The following is a 17,777-nucleotide window of genomic DNA, read 5'->3' as shown; positions in this document are numbered from 1 at the left end:
GTCCTGGTTGTCGGTGGCCGCGGTCTCGTCGGAGGGCGAGAGGGGTTTCTGCGGTGCGTCCTTGGCGTCGGTGGCCGCGGCCTCATCGCGAGGTGGTGCGGTTGTTTCGTCGGACGGCGCGGGCGGTTCCTGTGGTGCGTCCTCGTCGGAGGGGGCGGGGGGCTCCCGCAGTGCGTCCTCGCTGACGGTGGCCGCGGTCTCGTCGGAGGAGGCGGGGGGCTCCTGTGGTGCGTCCTTGCCGTTGGTGGTCGGGTTCTTGTCGGCAGGGGCTGGGAGCTTCTCGTCCTCGCCGTCGGTGTCGGCCGATTCGTCGGCGGATGCAGGCGGGACCTGCGGGGAGTCCCCGTCCGCTGACGCTGCGGGGGGCTCGCTGGAGGCCGTCTCGTCGGGCAAGTTGTTCTTCTTGCCGGGTAGTTGACGTAGGCGCGTGAAGACAGGCACCCGAAGGTCCTTCCGTGCGAGGCCCCTGGTGGAGTGGTGCGGCGGGCCTCGCTGGGGAGGCTGGGGGCCCGCCGTCATCCCGTACGGTCGGCCCCCGGCCGGTGTTCAGCTCCGGTGCCCCAGCGCTCGGCAAACGCTGGGCAAACGGCAGGCCAACAGGCCCGTGGTCGTCCCCCTACGCCCCGCCCACCGCCGTCAGCAGCGCCAGCGGGGCCGCCGCCGAGCGGGACTCGCGTACGCAGGCGTGCGGGTACGGCACCGGTTCCGCGTGGGTGTCGCGGCCGTAGCCCGCGAGGACCTCCGGGAGGCGGTGGCCGGTGGTCGTCGCCGCGTCGACCAGGGCGTGGGCGACCGTGCGGGCCTCGTCGTGCAGTCCGTAGCGGGCCAGGCCCAGGGTGATCAGCGCGTTGTCGTGCGGCCAGACCGAGCCCCGGTGGTAGGAGAGGGGGTGGTAGGCAGGCTGGCCGGAGGCCAGGGTGCGCACTCCCCAGCCCGAGAAGAAGTCCGGCTCCAGGAGGCGCCGGCCCACCGCCTCGCCGTACTCCTTGTCCAGCAGGCCGGACCACAGGAGATGCCCCGCGTCCGACGCCAGCGCGTCGACCTGACGGCCCCCGCCGTCCAGCGCCAGGGCGGGGAATGAGTGCTCCGGCATCCAGAAGTCCCGCTGGAAACGGTCACGGAGGTCGCCCGCCGCCTGCTCCAGGAGGGCCCCGTAGGTCTCGTCCTGCCATGCCGTGCGGGCCAGCCACGCCGTGCGGCGCAGGGCGTCGTACGCATAACCCTGGGCGCCCGCCGCCATCACGGGGCCGCCGGGACGGGTGCCGTCGGCGGAGCAGATGGCGCCGGGGGAGTCCTTCCAGTTCTGGTTGGCGAGGCCGCCCTGGTCGGCGCGGTAGACCAGGTAGCCGCGGGAGGTCAGCCCGCCGTGGTCCAGCATCCAGCCGATCGCCGCGCGGGCGTTGGGCTCCAGGGCGCGGGCGAGGGCTGCGTCGCCGGTCTGTTCCACGTACGCGCCAAGCAGGATCAGGAACAGCGGCGTCGCGTCCACCGAGCCGTAGTAACGGCCGTACGGCACCTGCCCGAAGTGCGCCAGCTCGCCGTGCCGGACCTCGTGCACGATCTTGCCGGGCTGGGCGACGGACTCGGGGACCATCTCCGTGGCCTGGGTCGCGGCCAGCGCGGGGAGGGTGGCGGCGGCGAGGCGGGGGCGGTAGGGGAGGGCGAAGAGCGAGGTGAGGAGGGCGTCGCGGCCGAGGAGGGTCAGGAACCAGGGGGCGCCTGCCGCGGGCACGCGCAGCTCCTCGCCGTCCGGGCCCGTCGCCGGGACCTGGAGCGCGGCCAGGTCGGCCAGGCCCCGGGCACAGGCGGCGGCCAGCTCGGGCCAACCGGTCGGGAAGGCCACGCCCTCCACGAACTCGCCCTCCTGGGAGAGGAGTTGGGAGGACAGGGCCGCGGGGGAGCGGGGGACGCGCAGCGCGCGTTTGTCGCCGTGGGGGCGGGCCATCACCCGGAGGGTCAGCTCCGCCGTGCCGTGCGGGTCGAGATCGAGGGCCCACACCAGGCGGCGGGCGCCGGTGCCGGTCTCCTCCACGCCGTCGGGGGCGGGGTCGGCCGTCACGGTCGTGATCGAACGCCATTCGCCTCGCTGGTACGCGAACTCCACCCCGTGGTCCAGGACCTGACGGGAGCGGGTGGCGCCGGTCTTGGCGTATGTGCGGTGGTCGGAGCGCAGCTCGAACTGGTCGGTGAAGTCGGCGTCCGCGGTGATCGCCAGGCGGATCGTCGTCGGCACCGGGCGGTTGCTCGTCACCCGCAGGGACTCGATGAACGCCCCGTCCCCGACGGCCTGTTCACGGAAGAGCGTGTATGCCGGAGGCTCGTTGCGGCCGCCGCGCGGGACCAGGACACAGCGGGCCGTGTCCCCGTCGGCGACCGGGGAGAGCGCCTCGGGCACCGCGCCGTCCACGGTGAGCTGCCAGCGGCTCAGATGCCGGGCATCGCGTACGAATAACCCCTCCGGGGAGCCGGCGGCCCGTACGCCGCTGATGTCCCCGCCGTCGCCCACGGCGGCGAACGTCCCCCCGTACACGAGCAGATGATGGCGGTCCGTCATCCCCGGTCCCCTCCCTTGAGTTCCCTGACGGCGGTCGTGTCCCGCGCGGGGTGGTCGTGCAGCAGGTCGAGCGTGAGCGCGGCGGTCCAGCTGAAGCCGGTGGCTCCGCAGGCGTCGCCGGTGTACGGGCTGACGTACTCGGCGAACCCGGAGGCGTCGGCGGTGTGCAGGATCGCCCTGCGCAGGGCGTCGGCCCGGCCGCGCTCGCCGTGCAGCCGGAGCCCGCGCTCCAGCAGCCAGCTCGTGTTGAACCAGGCCGGGCCCCGCCAGTAGCGGTGCGGTTCGAAGGCCTCGCCGAGGAGGTCGTAGCTCGGCACGAGGCGGGTCGTGCCGCCGAGGCCGAAGTGCGGTCCGCCCAGCGTCCGTACCAGGGCGGCGGCGATGTCGCGGGGGAGAGCGGGGAGGAGGAGCGGGACGAGGCCGGAGACGCTGCGCTCGGGGATCAGCTCCCCGGCCGCCGGTCCGCCGGTCCGCCCCTCGCCCGGTCCGTCGCTCCGCCCCTCGCTGCGCACGTCCCGGCAGAAGAACATGCCCTCCGCCGGGTCCCACAGCCGCTCGATCAGCGCCGCCGTCAGCCGCTCGGCGCGCGCGTGCCGGGCCGTGCCCGTCGCCCCCAGCTCGCGGGCGATCTCGGCCAGCGCGTGTTCGGAGGCGATGAGCAGGGCGTTGAACGCCGGGTCCTCGACGGCGAAGTCACCGCGGCCATCGGCGTACCCTCCGTCCCGGTAGTCCGTCGCCAGCCGCACATACCGCCCGTAGTCCAGATCCGTCGGCCGGTCCTCCGCCGCCCCGTGGTCGAGGTCGGCGCGGCGGAAGGAGCGGGCCGGGGCCGGGGTGACGCGGGAGAGCGGGGAGTCCCAGCAGGGGCTGTTGTCCATGCCCTGTTCCCAGGGGTGCACGACGGACGCGAGGCCGCCTGCGCCGAGGTCGCGCCGGTGCAGCAGATAGCGGTGCCAGGCGGCGAGGCGGGGATACATCCGGGTGAGGAAGCCGCGTGCCCGGGACAGCCCCGGGTCGGCGCGGTGCACCAGCCAGGCCGCCAGCGCGTGCACAGGTGGCTGCACGATGCCGGAGGTCTGTACGGTGCGCGGGGCGCCCGCGGCGCGCCCCGCGGTCGAGGAGCGCCAGAAGTCGGGGCTCGGGAAGTAGGCGTCGAGCGGCACGGAGGGGTTGAAGACGATGTGCGGGACCCGCCCGTCACCCCATTGGGCGTCGAGCAGCGTCTCCAGCTCCGTCTGCGCCCGCAGTGGCGAGACGTGCCTCAGGCCGATCGCGATGAACGCCGAGTCCCAGGACCACTGGTGCGGATACAGACTGCACGAGGGCACCGTCGAGGTGCCGGTCCAGTTGTCCTCCAGCACCCGGGCGGCTTTGACGTGCAGCGAATCCGCCGCGGGCGGCGGATCGTATGCAATGTCACGCGCCACGGGACGGGCTGTGAGCTGGGCAGTGCGATCCACTCGGGGCTCCCCGAAAGACGTCCGGCCGACCGGTTCGGTCATGGCTACCGTAGGGTTACGTCTATTTAACACGCAAAACCCAATATGTAATGCAGAGTTGAGAAGCACAAGGGGGTGTGCATGAGCGCACGGGGTCAGGCGAGTGCCGGGGAACTGCTCGAACTGGTGCGGAGCGGGCGAGCCGTCACGCGCGGAGCGCTCCAGCAGGCCACCGGTCTTTCCCGGGCCACCGTCGGCCAGCGCCTCGACCGCCTCTTCCGCGCCGGCTGGCTGCGCGAGGGGGCCGGCGGCCCCGTGGGCTCCCCGCTGGGCGGCCGACCCTCCATCACCCTGGAGTTCGACGACGCCCACGCCGTGGTCCTGGCCGCCGACCTGGAGACCCGGCACGCGCGTGCCGCCGTGCTCTCCCTGACCGGCGAGATCCTCGCCGAGCACACCGGCACGCTGGTCATCGAGGACGGGCCGGACGTGGTGCTGGGCGAGCTCGGGCGCTGGTTCGCCGAGCTGCTGGAGAAGACCGGGCGCCGGGCCGGCGAGGTGGGCGGCATCGGGCTCGCGGTGCCGGGGCCGGTGGACAGCGGGACCGGCCGGGTCGTCCAGCCGCCGATCATGCCCGGCTGGGACGGCTACGACATAACGGGCCGCCTGGCCAGGGCCTTCACCGAAGCCACCGGCGCCGCGCCGGTCCCGGTACTGGTCGACAACGACGCCAACCTCATGGCGTACGGCGAGCAGCGCACGGGTTTCCCCGGCTGCTCGGCGTTCGTCCTGGTCAAGGTGTCGACCGGCATCGGCGCCGGGGTCGTGGTCGACGGCTCGATCTACCGGGGCATCGACGGGGGCGCCGGCGACATCGGCCACATCCGGGTGCCGGCGGGCGCGGACGCGCTGTGCCGGTGTGGTTCGTACGGCTGCCTCGCGGCCGTCGCCAGTGGCGGTGCCGTGGCCCGGCGGCTGGCCGAGGCGGGGGTGCCCGCGGCGTCCGGTTCGGATGTGCGGGACGTGCTGGCGTCGGGGCATCCGGGGGCGGCCGCGCTGGCACGGGAGGCCGGGCGCCACGTCGGGGACGTACTGGCGACTGTCGTGACGCTGCTCAACCCCGGGGTGCTGATGATCGCCGGGGATCTGGCCGGGACGCCCTTCCTCACCGGCGTACGCGAGTTGCTGTACCAGCGGGCGCTGCCGCGCTCCACCGCTCATCTGAACGTCGTGACCTCCCGGCTGGGGGACCGGGCGGGGCTCGTGGGTGCCGGGGCGCTGGTCGTGGAGCATCTGTACGCGCCCTCGCGGGTGGAGGAACGGCTGCTCGCACTGGGGGTGTGACGTCCGTGTTTCCGTCTCGAGGCACGTCCGCATGGTGAAATCTGGTCGGCTGTGGCAGCGTGATTCTCGCCACCCTTGATAAGGGTTGCGCTCAGATGAGCGGATCTTGAGCGGCTGCACTTCTCCAAGGGGTGGCACTCGGTGCCACCCCTTGATCGTTCATCGATCGAAATCAAACGTGCGGGATGGCTGCTCATCTGAGCGATATACCGCACCTGTGGACCCTCTTGCGTTCAAGAAGTGAAAACATCCGGCCGTCACGGCTTGCCAAGCCTTGACTTTCGATCCACTGGCGGACGGGTGGTTACAGGCGCATGACGCGTGAGTAGACGTACCCAGGCGCCTTCGATCTGGGTATGTTCCTCGCCGTCAGGGCAGCCACCGCGTCCTCGAGGGAGTCGAGACCGTGTCGGAAAACAAAGAACCCCACGTAGCGAAGTTCGTTTACGACTTCACCGAGGGAAACAAGGACCTCAAGGACCTCCTGGGTGGCAAGGGTGCGAACCTCGCCGAGATGACCAACCTGGGGCTTCCCGTTCCCCCTGGCTTCACGATCACGACGGAAGCCTGCAAGGTCTACCTCGACAGTGGCGAGGAGCCCGCGGCACTGCGTGACGAGGTGAGTGCGCACCTCGACGCTCTTGAGTCCCGGATGGGCAAGAAGCTCGGCCAGGCCGACAACCCTCTGCTCGTCTCGGTCCGTTCCGGCGCCAAGTTCTCCATGCCCGGAATGATGGACACGGTCCTCAACATCGGACTCTCCGACAAGTCCGTGAAGGGCCTCGCCGAGCAGGCGGGCGACGAGCGGTTCGCCTGGGACTCCTACCGGCGCCTCATCCAGATGTTCGGCAAGACGGTCCTCGGTGTCGACGGTGAGCTCTTCGAGGAGGCCCTCGACAAGGCCAAGGAGGTCAAGAAGGTCACGGTCGACACCGACCTGGAGGCCGCCGACCTCAAGAAGCTGGTCACCTCCTTCAAGAAGATCGTGAAGAAGGAGGCCGGCCGGGACTTCCCGCAGGACCCGCGCGAGCAGATGGACCTCGCCATCCACGCGGTCTTCGACTCCTGGAACACCGACCGGGCCAAGCTGTACCGCCGCCAGGAGCGCATCCCCGGCGACCTCGGCACGGCCGTCAACGTCTGCTCGATGGTCTTCGGCAACCTGGGCCCGGACTCCGGCACGGGTGTCGCCTTCACCCGTGACCCCGCCTCCGGCCACCAGGGCGTCTACGGCGACTACCTGCAGAACGCCCAGGGCGAGGACGTGGTCGCGGGCATCCGCAACACCGTCCCGCTCGCGGAGCTGGAGACGATCGACAAGAAGTCGTACGACCAGCTGATGCAGATCATGGAGACGCTGGAGAACCACTACAAGGACCTCTGCGACATCGAGTTCACGATCGAGCGCGGTCAGCTGTGGATGCTCCAGACGCGCGTCGGCAAGCGCACGGCGGGCGCCGCCTTCCGGATCGCGACCCAGCTCGTGGACCAGGGCCTCATCGACGAGGCGGAGGCGCTCCAGCGCGTCAACGGCGCCCAGCTCGCGCAGCTGATGTTCCCGAAGTTCGACGAGGAGGCGAAGGTCGAGCAGGTCGGCCGGGGCATCGCGGCGTCGCCGGGTGCGGCGGTCGGCAAGGCCGTCTTCGACTCGTACACCGCGGTGAAGTGGTCGCGTTCGGGCGAGAAGGTCATCCTGGTCCGCCGGGAGACCAACCCCGACGACCTGGACGGCATGATCGCGGCCGAGGGCATCCTGACCTCCCGCGGCGGCAAGACCTCCCACGCGGCCGTCGTCGCGCGCGGCATGGGCAAGACCTGTGTCTGCGGCGCGGAGGAGCTGGAGGTCGACACCAAGCGCCGCCGGATGACGGTCCCGGGCGGACACGTCGTCGAGGAGGGCGACGTCATCTCGATCGACGGGTCGTCCGGCAAGGTCTACCTGGGCGAGGTCCCGGTGGTCCCCTCTCCCGTCGTGGAGTACTTCGAGGGCCGGATGCACGCGGGCGCCAACGACGCCGACGAGCTGGTCGAGGCCGTGCACCGGATCATGGCGTTCGCCGACCGCAAGCGCAGCCTGCGGGTGCGCGCCAACGCGGACAACGCCGAGGACGCGCTGCGTGCCCGTCGCTTCGGCGCCCAGGGCATCGGCCTGTGCCGCACCGAGCACATGTTCCTCGGTGAGCGCCGCGAGATGGTCGAGAAGCTGATCCTCGCCGACACCGAGGAGGTCCGCGAGGCCGCCCTCGCGGAGCTGCTGCCGCTGCAGAAGAAGGACTTCGTCGAGCTGTTCTCGGCGATGGACGGCCTCCCGGTGACGGTCCGTCTCCTCGACCCGCCGCTGCACGAGTTCCTCCCCGACATCACTGAACTCTCGGTCCGCGTGGCCCTGGCGGAGTCCCGCCAGGAGCCCCACGAGAACGAGCTCCGCCTCCTCCAGGCCGTGCACCGTCTGCACGAGCAGAACCCGATGCTGGGCCTGCGCGGCGTACGCCTGGGCCTGGTCATCCCCGGCCTGTTCACGATGCAGGTCCGCGCGATCGCGGAGGCGGCCGCCGCGCGCAAGAACGCCAAGGGCGACCCGCGTGCCGAGATCATGATCCCGCTCGTCGGCACCGTCCAGGAGCTGGAGATCGTCCGCGAGGAGGCCGACCAGGTCATCGCGGAGGTCGAGGCGGCGACGGGTACGAAGCTGAAGCTCTCGATCGGCACGATGATCGAGCTCCCGCGCGCTGCCCTCACGGCCGGTCAGATCGCCGAGGCGGCGGAGTTCTTCTCCTTCGGCACGAACGACCTCACCCAGACGGTGTGGGGCTTCAGCCGGGACGACGTGGAGGCCTCGTTCTTCACGGCCTACCTGGAGAAGGGCATCTTCGGCGTATCCCCGTTCGAGACGATCGACAAGGACGGCGTCGGCTCGCTGGTCGCCGCCGCGGCGAAGGCCGGCCGGGAGACCCGCCCCGACCTCAAGCTCGGCGTCTGCGGCGAGCATGGCGGCGACCCCGAGTCGGTCCACTTCTTCCACGAGGTCGGCCTCGACTACGTCTCCTGCTCCCCGTTCCGCATCCCGGTCGCCCGCCTCGAGGCCGGCCGCGCGGCGTCCCAGTCGGTGGGCAGCGACCACCGCTAGGCCGTACGGCCACTCAACTCCGGAGTCGTCTCCTGTCCCCGACCCTCAAGACCGATGGGCGGCGACTCCGGTGCACCAAGGAGGGCGGCACCCTGTGCGGGGGTGCCGCCCTCGTCTGCATCGTCTGTGGAGACTGCCAAGTCACCTCGCTGACGAGGGAAAATGGCGGTTGATGGCGTTGGTTGCCGTTGAACCTGCGGGAAGTCGTTGTGCCCTGGTTGTGCCCTCCACACGCGGCTGAGCCGGTCACGAGCCGTCACCGCAGAGGCCCCGCGCCGATTGGGCATCTTCCAGGGCGGGCCTGTCGTTTTGCTGGTTGATGCGGCGGTGGAGGATTCCAGACCTCGCCTCGCGAAGCGTTGCCCCCGACATGCTTTCCAACTGTCCGCCGCCCGGGTGTTGGTCTCGGTGCAGCTGTCGCTGCCCTGGTGCGGCCCTAGATCATGAGTGGGCCCGCTCCTCAGCTTGGGAAGCTGCGATCACTTGCGGGCAGTTGAGGTGCTGACCTGGGCGAACGTCCGGCCCGTGCGCCTTGTGGGTTGGACCGCTTTCACCGGGATTCCCCGCTGCTCCCCACTCGTTCTGGTGCGGTAGTGGTGCAGCAGGTGATCGACAACGACCCCGTGCTGTCGTTCATGCTGGCGTCTGAGCGATCGATCGGAGCCGCGAGGTCTTCCGGTGTTGACGGCGCACATGCTCGCCTCGTTGGCTAAGCCAACGCGCAAGGTACGGACGGACGTTGAGGTGTGGGCTGCTTCCGAAGGCGGTCGGCTTGCGACAAGATTGCACAGGACCGGCAAGGTCGAAGTCGGGTTACCCGCGACCTTCCAGGGAAAGATCTCGAGTGCACTCAGTGAGTCGGAGGGGGCTGCTCATGAGCGGTACATCACGGTCGCGTCACGACGGGACAGAGCCGGGGCCGCCGCCCGAGCGCGGCTCCGATCGCTTCGGCGACGATCCACCTGATCCCCTCGCCTCGCTGCTGGCCAAGGTCAACAAGGGGGAACACATTTCGACTCCTGGAGACAACGCGGGTGGCGAAGACCGCGACCCCCATGACGAGGAATGGCGTGAACATGATCGCCACGGCCCCTATGCGCAGGGGCGTCGCCGGAGGAACTAACGCACAAGGTGGAGTCCCCGTCTGCGGTAGCGCAGGCGGGGACTTGGCGCGAGGGCTGCTCACACGGGCCAGAGCGGGCGGCTTGCAAATCGACGAGCAAGACGGCGCGCGCCGGGCGACAGTTCGCCGCTGTGCGGCCACCTGTGGCCCGACTGTCCCCACGCGGTGGCCGACGCTCTCGACGTGAAGCGTCAGTTCATACCCGCGACTGAGGAACTCGTGTCGTTCACCGGACCGTTGCGCGGGCTGCTTGATCAGTGCGCAATCGAGGTGGCGGCCGCGCTGACCATCGTCGGGAGGGTGTACACAATGTGTACGGCCCGCCTGGGCAGTCCCAGGCCGTCACGAAACGCCCTCTGAATAGGCGTTTCCCTTGGTCCCCCGCGGCAGGAGCCGAACCTGCGACACGGGTGATGTCAGGTTGGGTGATCCGATGGATCACGTTGAGGCAGAGCTGTTCACTGATGGTGGGAACGATGCCGTGGTTCGCCTGCCCGGTCGCCGATTCCCCGGGGTACTGATTCAGGGCGACTCTCTTCACATTCTCCGCAGCGACGTGGTCGAGGTGGTCGAGGCCTGCGAGCCCGGTCGCCTGGCCGAGGCTGCGGAGTCCGCCGGCACCGTACTGGCGAGCCTCGATGCCTTGCTGACGCGGTACGCCACCGCGCTGGAGCGGCACTAGATCGAGCGGCCGACTGAGTGGATCAGTAGCATCGTCTGCCCGAAAGTCAGCACATCGAATGCATGGGGGCATGATGCTGGAAGGTCTGGTGACCACGGTCGCTGGCGCTCTCCTCGCCACCGCGGGAGTGTTGGTCGGCGGCGTCGTCACACGCCGCGCTCAGGATCAGCAGTGGATACGTGATCAGCAACTTGCCTCCTACCAAGACCTGTTCAGCCACTACGCCAAGTTCACGATGGAGCTCAGGCGGGCACATGGCGATGAGCGAGGTTGGGACTACGACTGGGGCGAATGGAGTGCAACCTTGATGCGGGTGAGCTTGGTTGCCCCTACGGAAGTCGCCGAGGAGATCGACAACTTCGGGCGCGCTATCGACTCTTTCCTGGACCAGGTAGAACGAGGGGACCACACCCCGCTGCGCAATCCACTCGGTCCGGAGGAGTTCGAAGCAGCCCGCCAGGAGTCTGTCGTTGCACAGGTGAGACTGGTTAATGCAATTCGTCGCTCTCTCAGCGGCGATAGCAAGGGGTTGCCCTTCGGGATCGGAGGGTAAAGCGTGTTGACACTGGCCCCCGGCCGCTTCCAAGCATCACCGCTTTAGGAGCGAGGCCGTCGATCGCACGCGTGACCTGCGATTCCCCCGCCTTGAGCGGGGTTGATGACGGCACGCGCCTCTGCGTACCCCGACTCCCCGTGAGTAACCGCCTCATCTGGCACGGCTGTGGCACTGCTCCGCCCCTCCGCTTCAGCGTCGACGGTTTGAGCGCCCGCGTCGGCGCCCCAGCAGCCTTGCCTGCTCGCTCTTCAGGTGAGTGAACCGGTCGCGGGTGTACTCCCTTAGCTCCCGGCCAGGGAACGGTATGAGTGATAGGTGTTCTTCGTAATTGCCCTCGGCCCACTGCGCGGCGGTGATCTCGTATCCAGCGACATGCGCGCAGAGCTGGAGCAGGGCCGAAGGCATCTCCTCCTCGATCAGGAGATCGGCCTTGGTGACCACCACGTCGCGCATTGCCTGAATGTTGGGGATGAAGACGGTAGTGGCCCATGTGCGCCACCGCGCGAGCTCCTGCTCGGTGGGAGGTATGTCATGGCGGAAGGGATCGCGCCCATCGGGGCGGGCGTACATCTCGGAGAAGGTGTCGTAGGCGCGGCTGTTGGCTTCCATCAGCGCGAACAGAGGACCGTAGAAGTCGCTCAACTGGACGTTGACCCGCGTCAGTCGGGCCTGTCTCTGCGCCAGTCGGAGTCCGTTGAGATAGGTCGCCAGGTAGCCGATGAACGCCAGCCCGACGGTCAAGATCACTGTGGCCATGAGAGGTGATGGTAAGGCGCTCCGATCGGATCACTCGATCGCCAGTCCCGTTCCCCTGCATGTCCTCGAACTCAGCGTCGGCGGAGTCTCAGTAGCGAGTCAAGCCGGCGGGGCGCCGGCCATCGGTTGATGGTGACACCCCGCGTGGTAGCCAACCTTTCTCCCCGGGGGCTGCCCAGTTGCCTTCCCGACGGACGTCATGGATCTTGACGCTGCGCTGTTCCTGGCGATCGGTACCTACCCAGCCAGCTACATCGCCTCAGCCTGTCGCCATGGCCCGCAGCGTAGCCGTTGTGTGCTGAGGGGCCTCGGTTGCATCAAACCGGGGCGAGCGCCCTGGGGCCCAGACCGCTGAGGCGAGGTCATATTCGCCTGCACTGTTCTGGTCGGCGGCCCTAGCATCCCCGCCATGACCTCGAACGCCGCCACGCCAGAGCGCAATCTGTTCCTTGAAGCAGTCGGCAGGGTGACCGTTGCCGGCGCCAACCTCGACTTCAGCCTTCACAATCTCCTCGGACAGCTCGCCTTCGAACCCACGCTCCTCCAGCTGGCCAACGCCGAGGGCACGGCACGGCTCATCGAACTGTGCGAGCTGGCTCTGAAGACGTACGACGTTGACATGCCCGCCGAGGACGTGGCCGAGGTTCAGCGGTGCCTCGTCCGAGCGAAGGTACTCAAGGACAAGCGGAACTTGATCGTGCACTCGCTCTACATGCAGGCAGAAGACGGTAACGGCATGGAGGCCGCGAAGCCTCTCAGGCGGAGGCTCGGGCAGAGAGTCACCAAGATCACCGTCGCCGAGATGGAAGCCACGGCTACAGAGATGGAGGCGCTGCAGCACGATCTCTTTCGCACAGGATGGAACGCACGCGCGAGACAGACAGGCATGTCGCGGATCCCTCCTCAGTCATCGCCCGCTGATGAGCCTGCAGCCGAGCACTGAGAGCGGCCGTCGGAACCTCGATTGCGAGCAATCCGTGGCTGACGCTCTCGGCCAGCAATCTGCCGCAAGCCGCGAGCGGTACCGTGCGGCCACCTCGCATCCTGGACCTTCAACCCACTAGGACTCGGAGGCGACATGGCGCTCAGGTTCCTCGGCACGACCAGCGAAGAGGGCGACTGCCCCACCCTGTACGAGATCGAGGGCACAGACGAGATCCTCGTCCAAGGGGATCGGGAGACCGATCCCGCCCACCTCGTGCAGCTGCGCGACGTGAAGCCCTCTGAGACGTTCGTACGCGTGCCCCGCAGCCTTCTCACGCGCTACGCCCCGCGCGCCGATGCCCTCGAGCTCCAGCCGTTCGCGTCGATCACACATCTCTTCCGCGAGTTCCGGCACACGGCCTGGCGGCTGGAGACCCGCCGCGGATACGCCTCCGACCGCTCCAGCGCCAACTGGTCCAAGTTCCGCGACGGGGAGACCTTCGGCTTCAACCCGGACAGCCCGTGGCATGCCAACGTCCGCGCCCAGACCGAGGCGGGGAAACGGTTCGAGCGAGTTCGCCTTGTCGACGAGCCGCTGGCCGAAGGGCAGCAGTTCCTGCTGGCGACCGGCCTCGGCAACGCAGCCGCAGGTGAGGACATCCGCAACCTGCCCCGGGCCGAGGCGGTGCGGTTGCGCCTGCCTGACTTCGACTTCTGGCTGTTCGACTCCAAGATCCTGGCCCGGTTCGCGTTCGACGAAGACGACACCACCCTCGGCGTGTACGTCACCGAAGACCCGGCCGAGGTCCTGGCCGCCTGCCAGGCCCGCGATGCCGCCTGGCACTACGCCACGCCTACTACGGAGTTCGCCCGGCGGGTACGTTCAACCGTGTGACCACCGACTTCCAGACCGCACGAGAATCCCTCGGCGCGCGCCTGCGGGAGCTGCGCGTCGAGGCCGGCCTGGAAGGCAAAGACGTCGCCGCGAGGCTGGGCTGGCAGTCCTCGAAGGTCTCCCGGCTCCAGAACGGCAAGCAGACTCCCACCCGCGATGACCTCACCGCGTGGGCTGACGCCGTCGGTCAGCCGAGCGTCAAGGCCGAGCTTTACGGCCTGCTTGCGGGGCTGGACATGAAGCAGCAGCACCGGTCTTGGCGGCGCCAGCTGGCCGGCGGGCATAGGGGGCGCCAGGAAATCGCCGTCCGGCAGACCGAGGCGACGAAACTGATCCGCGGCCTCGAAGTGGTTCGGGTGCCGGGCCTCTTCCAGACTCCGGAGTACGCCCGGGTACTGTTCGATGCCAACGCGGAGTTCCGCGGTATCGCCTCGACTACGGAGGCTGCCGTCGAGGCGCGCATGCGGCGCCAGGAAGCCCTGTACGACCCGGAGAAGAGCTTCCGCTTCCTCGTGTGCGAGGCCGCCCTGTATCACCGTTCCTGCCCGGTGGACGTGATGGCTGAGCAGCTGGACCGGCTGTACAATCTCGTCGGCCAGCGCCGCATCGAGCTCGGCATCCTGCCCTTCGGCGCTCAGCTGCGCCGCACTGCTCCGCACGCGTTCTGGATCTACGATCGGCGGCTGGTCATCGTCGAGACGATCAGCGAGGAGCTGTGGCTGACCGGCGACGAGGACATCTCGCTGTACGAACGGGCTTGGGACTGGCTGTCTGAGACCGCGGAGTACGGCCCGCCGGCCCGCCGCCTGATTGGCCGAGCACGGGCTTCTCTGGACCTCGCGTAAGCAATCCGCGGCAAGCCACCGACCCTCGCGCGCAATCGCATGCAATCGGCGCACAGGCCCGCAATCGCCTTGCCTACGGTCCTGGCCATGGCCCTTCCGAACTTCGTCCGGCGGTACGAGGCCGGGGATGCATGGCTCGCCAACTCCTGCGCGCACCCCGACCTCGTGCGAGACGTGTGGGACTCAGACGCACTCGCCCCCATCCCCTCAGGCGAGAAATGGCTCGTCGCCGAGGCACGGCTCGCCACCGGATATCCGAGGTTGGCCCGCATCCACGCCGAGCAGCGTGGGCCAGCCCTTGCTGACCCTGTGATGGACGCGCTGTGGTGGCTGGTCCCGCTCGACGCAGCCGAGGAACTGGCAGACGTGCGTCAGCTGGCGGTGAAGCCGGCGGGCTCGTCCCTGCACTGTCCGCCGACGGACCGGCAGATCGAGGGCCGTATGTGGATCACACGTCCCGACGGATCAGGGCTGCTGACCGATCCGGCCGTACTCGCATCCGCGTTCGGCCCGGGCGGCTACCGACGTCCCGCGGAGGCAACACGATGACGACGACCGACACCAGAGAAGAGCAGGCTGAGGACGTCGGTATCCCGTCGCTCGGGCAGCTGCTCATCGAGTCGGCTCAGAGCGGCCGGGACCGCGCTGCCGCGCAGGCCCTTGCCGAAGAGGGCACGCTCCTCGCCCGCGACAACGTGCGCGCCGCCCTGGTCATCAAGGACGCCGGCCGCATGAGGGCGAACTGGGAGGGCCTCATGGGTCGCGTCTACACGCTCAGCCTCGACGAGCAGGAACGGGCGTTCCTGGGTCTCGTGCTTTCGATGCTCGGCATTGGCATCACGCCGCTGATTGCCCTGGAGAACCTGGATGAGCGCCGTCTGCTGATCCTCATGAGGGCACTGCCGCTGCTCGCCGACAACGAGAGGACTGCGGTTGCCACCCGCATGTAGAGCGCCGTCGCCGGGATGGTGCGGGCGCCCCCCGTCACCCCCGTTGGGAACGCCCGCCGCAAATCGCCTGCCGGTCGCCGAGCACCCCAGGCACAACGAGGGCGATCGGATCATCGGCCGTTAAAGGTCACAACAGAGACACATGCCCTTCACGTAGTGCACACCGCCGCGCATGATGCATTTCCGCACAACGAAGTCTGGGGGGACCATGACTGACGCCACGCCACCACCCATGCCCGACTTCCCGCCGCCCCCGCCGCCAGCCCCGAAACGAGGGCGAAGCAACGCCGTCATCGTCGGTTCCACAGCCGCAGTCGTCGCCGCCATCGTCATCGCAGGGGCGGCCGTTGCAAGAAGCAACAGCAGCGCTGAGGCGAAGCCGGCACCGACGGTCACAGTCACCCACACCACCGCGATGACCGACCAGGAAGTCATCGACAAAGCGATGGAGATCCTGGACTCCGCCGAGTCCGACATCGACGCGGGTATCGAGCCGGACGTCACGGTGCCCGCGATCGAGGAATCCGAGGAGGAGCCGTCCGGGCCGCTCACCTCAATCGATCAGGGTACGTACCTGGTTGGCGAGGACGTGAAGGCCGGGTCGTACAGGACGGCGGGCCCGGCGAGCAGCATGTGTTATTGGTCGCGGAACAAAGACGACTCGGGCGAGTTTGCGTCGATCATCGCGAACGACATTCTTCAGGGTCCGGGCCGGGTGACGTTGAGCAAGGGTGAGATCTTCGAGACGAACGGGTGCGAGACGTGGGAGCTGGCGAAGTAAGGGCTTCAGGGCGACGGCGCGTCTGCGGGATGCACGCCATGCGCCGTGCCACCTTCCTGGTTACCGCCGTCTGTCTCGCGCTGGCCGGCTGTTCGTCCGGCGGGGAGCCGGAGAAGAGGACCGTCACCGTCACCGTCACGGCCACCGCCACAGCCACCGCGTCACCCTCGCTCAGTCAGGCCGAGACGAAGCGCCAGTGCACCGTCACCGTTGCCGAAGCCGCCCCGTCGTGGGAGGACTGGAACTATTCGGTCGGTGAGTGGCAGGACGACCCGCGGACGCCCGAGGTATGCCTGGGGCTGGCGGATGACTTGAATCCGCCTGCTGGGAATCGGGCGTTCATGGACGCGTTAATCGATGGCCTGAACATGGCGGATGATCCGCGTGCGGATCAGTAGCTGAGGTGGACGTAGCACGGCCCCGCTCCCGGGTTCGGGGGTGGGGCCTTCGTCATGCGGTGGCTACTCCCGGCGCGTCCTACACGTCTTCCGAATGTGCCCTGAGGACGTGACCGACGGCCGGCTTCCCAGGTCAGGAAGCCAGCCGTCACCCTGTGCGGGGGTGCCGCCCTTTCGCTCTGTGTCGCTGATCCAGGCTGCGCCCGGCTATGACCGGAACGGCCCCTTCACCTCATACGTGATCCCGCCCGACGAACTCCCGCTCGTGCCCCGCTGGCTGGAGAAGTACAGGCGGGTGCCGTCGGGGGAGAAGGCCGGGCCCGTGATTTCCGAGCCGGACTGGCCGTCGATGCGGAGGAACGGGGCGATGACGTCGGCCGGGGTGATGACGCAGATCTCCATGTTGCCGCCGTCCTCGGCGACGAAGAGGTCGCCGGAGGAGGAGCCGGTGATGTTGTCGACGCCGGTGAGGGGGGCCGTGCCGGAGGTGACGAGGGAGTCGTCGTAGGCCAGCTCGTAGGTGTTCGAGGTCAGGTTGAGCTGCCAGACCCGGTTGTCGCCCTTCGTGGTGAACCAGACGGTGTCGTCGGCGTAGTGGCAGCCCTCGCCGCCGTTGAAGGACTTGGAGCCCGAGACCTGGGAGCGGGTGGCCGTCGGGGAGCCGTCCGGGTCGGGGACGTCGGCCCAGGTGAAGGAGCCCGAGGTGGCGCTGCCCGCGACCATGACCTGGAGGGTGCCGGAGGACAGGTTGCCCCAGGTGGAGGGGATGAAGCGGTAGAAGCGGCCGTTGGTCTCGTCCTCGGTCAGGTAGATCACCTGGCGCACCGGGTCCGCGGCCGCCGCCTCGTGCTTGAAGCGGCCCATCGCGGCACGGCGGACCGCCGCCTGAACGCCCCACGGGTCCGTCTCGTAGACGTAGCCGAGGGACACCTCCTCGCAGGACAGCCAGGTGTTCCACGGCGTCTTGCCGCCCGCGCAGTTCTGGCGGGTGGAGGAGAGGATGCGGTACGCGGACGTGATCGCGCCCGCCGACGAGAACTTCACCGCGCTCGCGCCGCCGGAGGGGTTGATCTCGGAGTTGGAGACGTAGATCCAGCCACTGCCGTCCGTGTAACACGCGCCGCCGTCAGGGGCGTTGTGCCAGGTGTACGACGTACCGGAGACCGTCTGCCCGGAGCGGGCGATCACGCGGCTGGTGAAGCCGCTGGGGAGTCTGATGCCGTTGGCGTCGGGGGAGCCCAGCGCCCCGTAGGGGCCGGTGCCGGGCTGGGCCGGGGCCGCATACGCGGCGCCGCGCCACAGGGTTCCGCCGAACACGGCGGCCGAGCCGCCGAGGACGGCCGCGCGCAGGAGGCTACGACGTTCCACTCTCACTCCAAGAGGTGCCGTACCGCCCCGCCGCC

General features: G+C 69.0%; 15 protein-coding genes. 11 read left to right on the top strand and 4 right to left on the bottom strand.

The window, feature by feature from the left end; all coding sequences use genetic code 11:
- Positions 1-616 precede the first annotated feature (616 nt).
- The gene (locus tag ACZ7M7_RS04325; protein WP_472112665.1) at positions 617-2,554 is read right to left on the bottom strand and encodes an amylo-alpha-1,6-glucosidase; all 1,938 of its coding nucleotides are present in this window, start codon (positions 2,552-2,554) and stop codon (positions 617-619) included.
- Positions 2,551-4,014, bottom strand: a complete 1,464-nt coding sequence (locus tag ACZ7M7_RS04320; protein ID WP_472112663.1) for an MGH1-like glycoside hydrolase domain-containing protein — start codon at positions 4,012-4,014, stop codon at positions 2,551-2,553. The genes ACZ7M7_RS04325 and ACZ7M7_RS04320 overlap by 4 nt, the downstream gene beginning before the upstream one ends.
- A 120-nt stretch (positions 4,015-4,134) precedes the next feature.
- On the opposite strand from ACZ7M7_RS04320, the gene ACZ7M7_RS04315 reads away from it, so the two are divergent.
- From ACZ7M7_RS04315 to ACZ7M7_RS04300, 4 genes are all read left to right on the top strand, one after another.
- Positions 4,135-5,337, top strand: coding sequence for an ROK family transcriptional regulator (locus ACZ7M7_RS04315; RefSeq protein WP_472112659.1), 1,203 nt, complete (start codon positions 4,135-4,137; stop codon positions 5,335-5,337).
- A gap of 406 nt (positions 5,338-5,743) precedes the next feature.
- Positions 5,744-8,464 (top strand): pyruvate, phosphate dikinase, encoded by a 2,721-nt coding sequence (ppdK, locus tag ACZ7M7_RS04310; RefSeq protein WP_383595444.1) that lies wholly within the window; start codon positions 5,744-5,746, stop codon positions 8,462-8,464.
- 1,556 nt (positions 8,465-10,020) lie between these two features.
- Complete coding sequence (locus tag ACZ7M7_RS04305) at positions 10,021-10,269, top strand: DUF6959 family protein (RefSeq protein ID WP_472112656.1); 249 nt, start codon at positions 10,021-10,023, stop codon at positions 10,267-10,269.
- 70 nt (positions 10,270-10,339) lie between these two features.
- Entirely contained in the window at positions 10,340-10,822 is a 483-nt protein-coding gene (locus ACZ7M7_RS04300; protein WP_472112653.1) for a hypothetical protein, read from the top strand.
- 192 nt (positions 10,823-11,014) lie between these two features.
- Here ACZ7M7_RS04300 and ACZ7M7_RS04295 read toward each other — a convergent pair whose 3' ends face one another.
- Entirely contained in the window at positions 11,015-11,581 is a 567-nt protein-coding gene (locus ACZ7M7_RS04295) for a hypothetical protein (RefSeq protein ID WP_472112650.1), read from the bottom strand.
- A gap of 409 nt (positions 11,582-11,990) precedes the next feature.
- On the opposite strand from ACZ7M7_RS04295, the gene ACZ7M7_RS04290 reads away from it, so the two are divergent.
- The 7 genes from ACZ7M7_RS04290 (at position 11,991) to ACZ7M7_RS04260 (ending at position 16,374) form a co-directional block, all read left to right on the top strand.
- Positions 11,991-12,524 carry a hypothetical protein gene (locus tag ACZ7M7_RS04290; RefSeq protein ID WP_472112647.1) on the top strand — a complete coding sequence of 178 codons (534 nt, stop codon included), beginning with the start codon at positions 11,991-11,993 and terminating at the stop codon, positions 12,522-12,524.
- 135 nt (positions 12,525-12,659) lie between these two features.
- Positions 12,660-13,400, top strand: a complete 741-nt coding sequence (locus ACZ7M7_RS04285) for a DUF6879 family protein (protein WP_472112644.1) — start codon at positions 12,660-12,662, stop codon at positions 13,398-13,400.
- Complete coding sequence (locus ACZ7M7_RS04280) at positions 13,397-14,245, top strand: helix-turn-helix domain-containing protein (protein ID WP_472112641.1); 849 nt, start codon at positions 13,397-13,399, stop codon at positions 14,243-14,245. Before ACZ7M7_RS04285 ends, ACZ7M7_RS04280 begins: the two co-directional genes overlap by 4 nt.
- Before the next feature lie 87 nt (positions 14,246-14,332).
- Positions 14,333-14,794, top strand: a complete 462-nt coding sequence (locus ACZ7M7_RS04275) for a hypothetical protein (protein WP_472112638.1) — start codon at positions 14,333-14,335, stop codon at positions 14,792-14,794.
- Positions 14,791-15,195, top strand: a complete 405-nt coding sequence (locus ACZ7M7_RS04270; RefSeq protein WP_472112635.1) for a hypothetical protein — start codon at positions 14,791-14,793, stop codon at positions 15,193-15,195. Before ACZ7M7_RS04275 ends, ACZ7M7_RS04270 begins: the two co-directional genes overlap by 4 nt.
- Positions 15,196-15,403: 208 nt before the next feature.
- Positions 15,404-15,976 carry a hypothetical protein gene (locus ACZ7M7_RS04265; RefSeq protein WP_472112632.1) on the top strand — a complete coding sequence of 191 codons (573 nt, stop codon included), beginning with the start codon at positions 15,404-15,406 and terminating at the stop codon, positions 15,974-15,976.
- Positions 15,977-16,014: 38 nt separating this feature from the next.
- Positions 16,015-16,374 carry a hypothetical protein gene (locus ACZ7M7_RS04260; RefSeq protein WP_472112628.1) on the top strand — a complete coding sequence of 120 codons (360 nt, stop codon included), beginning with the start codon at positions 16,015-16,017 and terminating at the stop codon, positions 16,372-16,374.
- Positions 16,375-16,581: 207 nt separating this feature from the next.
- Here the strand turns inward: ACZ7M7_RS04260 and ACZ7M7_RS04255 are convergent, their stop codons facing one another.
- Complete coding sequence (locus ACZ7M7_RS04255) at positions 16,582-17,742, bottom strand: alkaline phosphatase PhoX (RefSeq protein ID WP_472112625.1); 1,161 nt, start codon at positions 17,740-17,742, stop codon at positions 16,582-16,584.
- Between the last annotated feature and the right edge of the window lie 35 nt (positions 17,743-17,777).

The organism is Streptomyces sp. NPDC111606 (assembly GCF_055656945.1).
Note: the sequence above shows the minus strand (reverse complement) of the source record. Positions and strands in the feature narration are given on the sequence as shown.

What these genes read in the sequence shown, in the direction of transcription:
- ACZ7M7_RS04315 (WP_472112659.1), top strand. Translation starts at nt 4,135, where the DNA reads ATGAGCGCACGGGGTCAGGCGAGTGCCGGGGAACTGCTCGAACTGGTG.
- ACZ7M7_RS04325 (WP_472112665.1), bottom strand. Translation starts at nt 2,554, where the DNA reads ATGACGGACCGCCATCATCTGCTCGTGTACGGGGGGACGTTCGCCGCC.
- ACZ7M7_RS04305 (WP_472112656.1), top strand. Translation starts at nt 10,021, where the DNA reads ATGGATCACGTTGAGGCAGAGCTGTTCACTGATGGTGGGAACGATGCC.
- ACZ7M7_RS04265 (WP_472112632.1), top strand. Translation starts at nt 15,404, where the DNA reads ATGACTGACGCCACGCCACCACCCATGCCCGACTTCCCGCCGCCCCCG.
- ACZ7M7_RS04295 (WP_472112650.1), bottom strand. Translation starts at nt 11,581, where the DNA reads ATGGCCACAGTGATCTTGACCGTCGGGCTGGCGTTCATCGGCTACCTG.
- ACZ7M7_RS04300 (WP_472112653.1), top strand. Translation starts at nt 10,340, where the DNA reads ATGATGCTGGAAGGTCTGGTGACCACGGTCGCTGGCGCTCTCCTCGCC.
- ACZ7M7_RS04285 (WP_472112644.1), top strand. Translation starts at nt 12,660, where the DNA reads ATGGCGCTCAGGTTCCTCGGCACGACCAGCGAAGAGGGCGACTGCCCC.
- ACZ7M7_RS04270 (WP_472112635.1), top strand. Translation starts at nt 14,791, where the DNA reads ATGACGACGACCGACACCAGAGAAGAGCAGGCTGAGGACGTCGGTATC.
- ACZ7M7_RS04290 (WP_472112647.1), top strand. Translation starts at nt 11,991, where the DNA reads ATGACCTCGAACGCCGCCACGCCAGAGCGCAATCTGTTCCTTGAAGCA.
- ACZ7M7_RS04275 (WP_472112638.1), top strand. Translation starts at nt 14,333, where the DNA reads ATGGCCCTTCCGAACTTCGTCCGGCGGTACGAGGCCGGGGATGCATGG.
- ACZ7M7_RS04260 (WP_472112628.1), top strand. Translation starts at nt 16,015, where the DNA reads ATGCGCCGTGCCACCTTCCTGGTTACCGCCGTCTGTCTCGCGCTGGCC.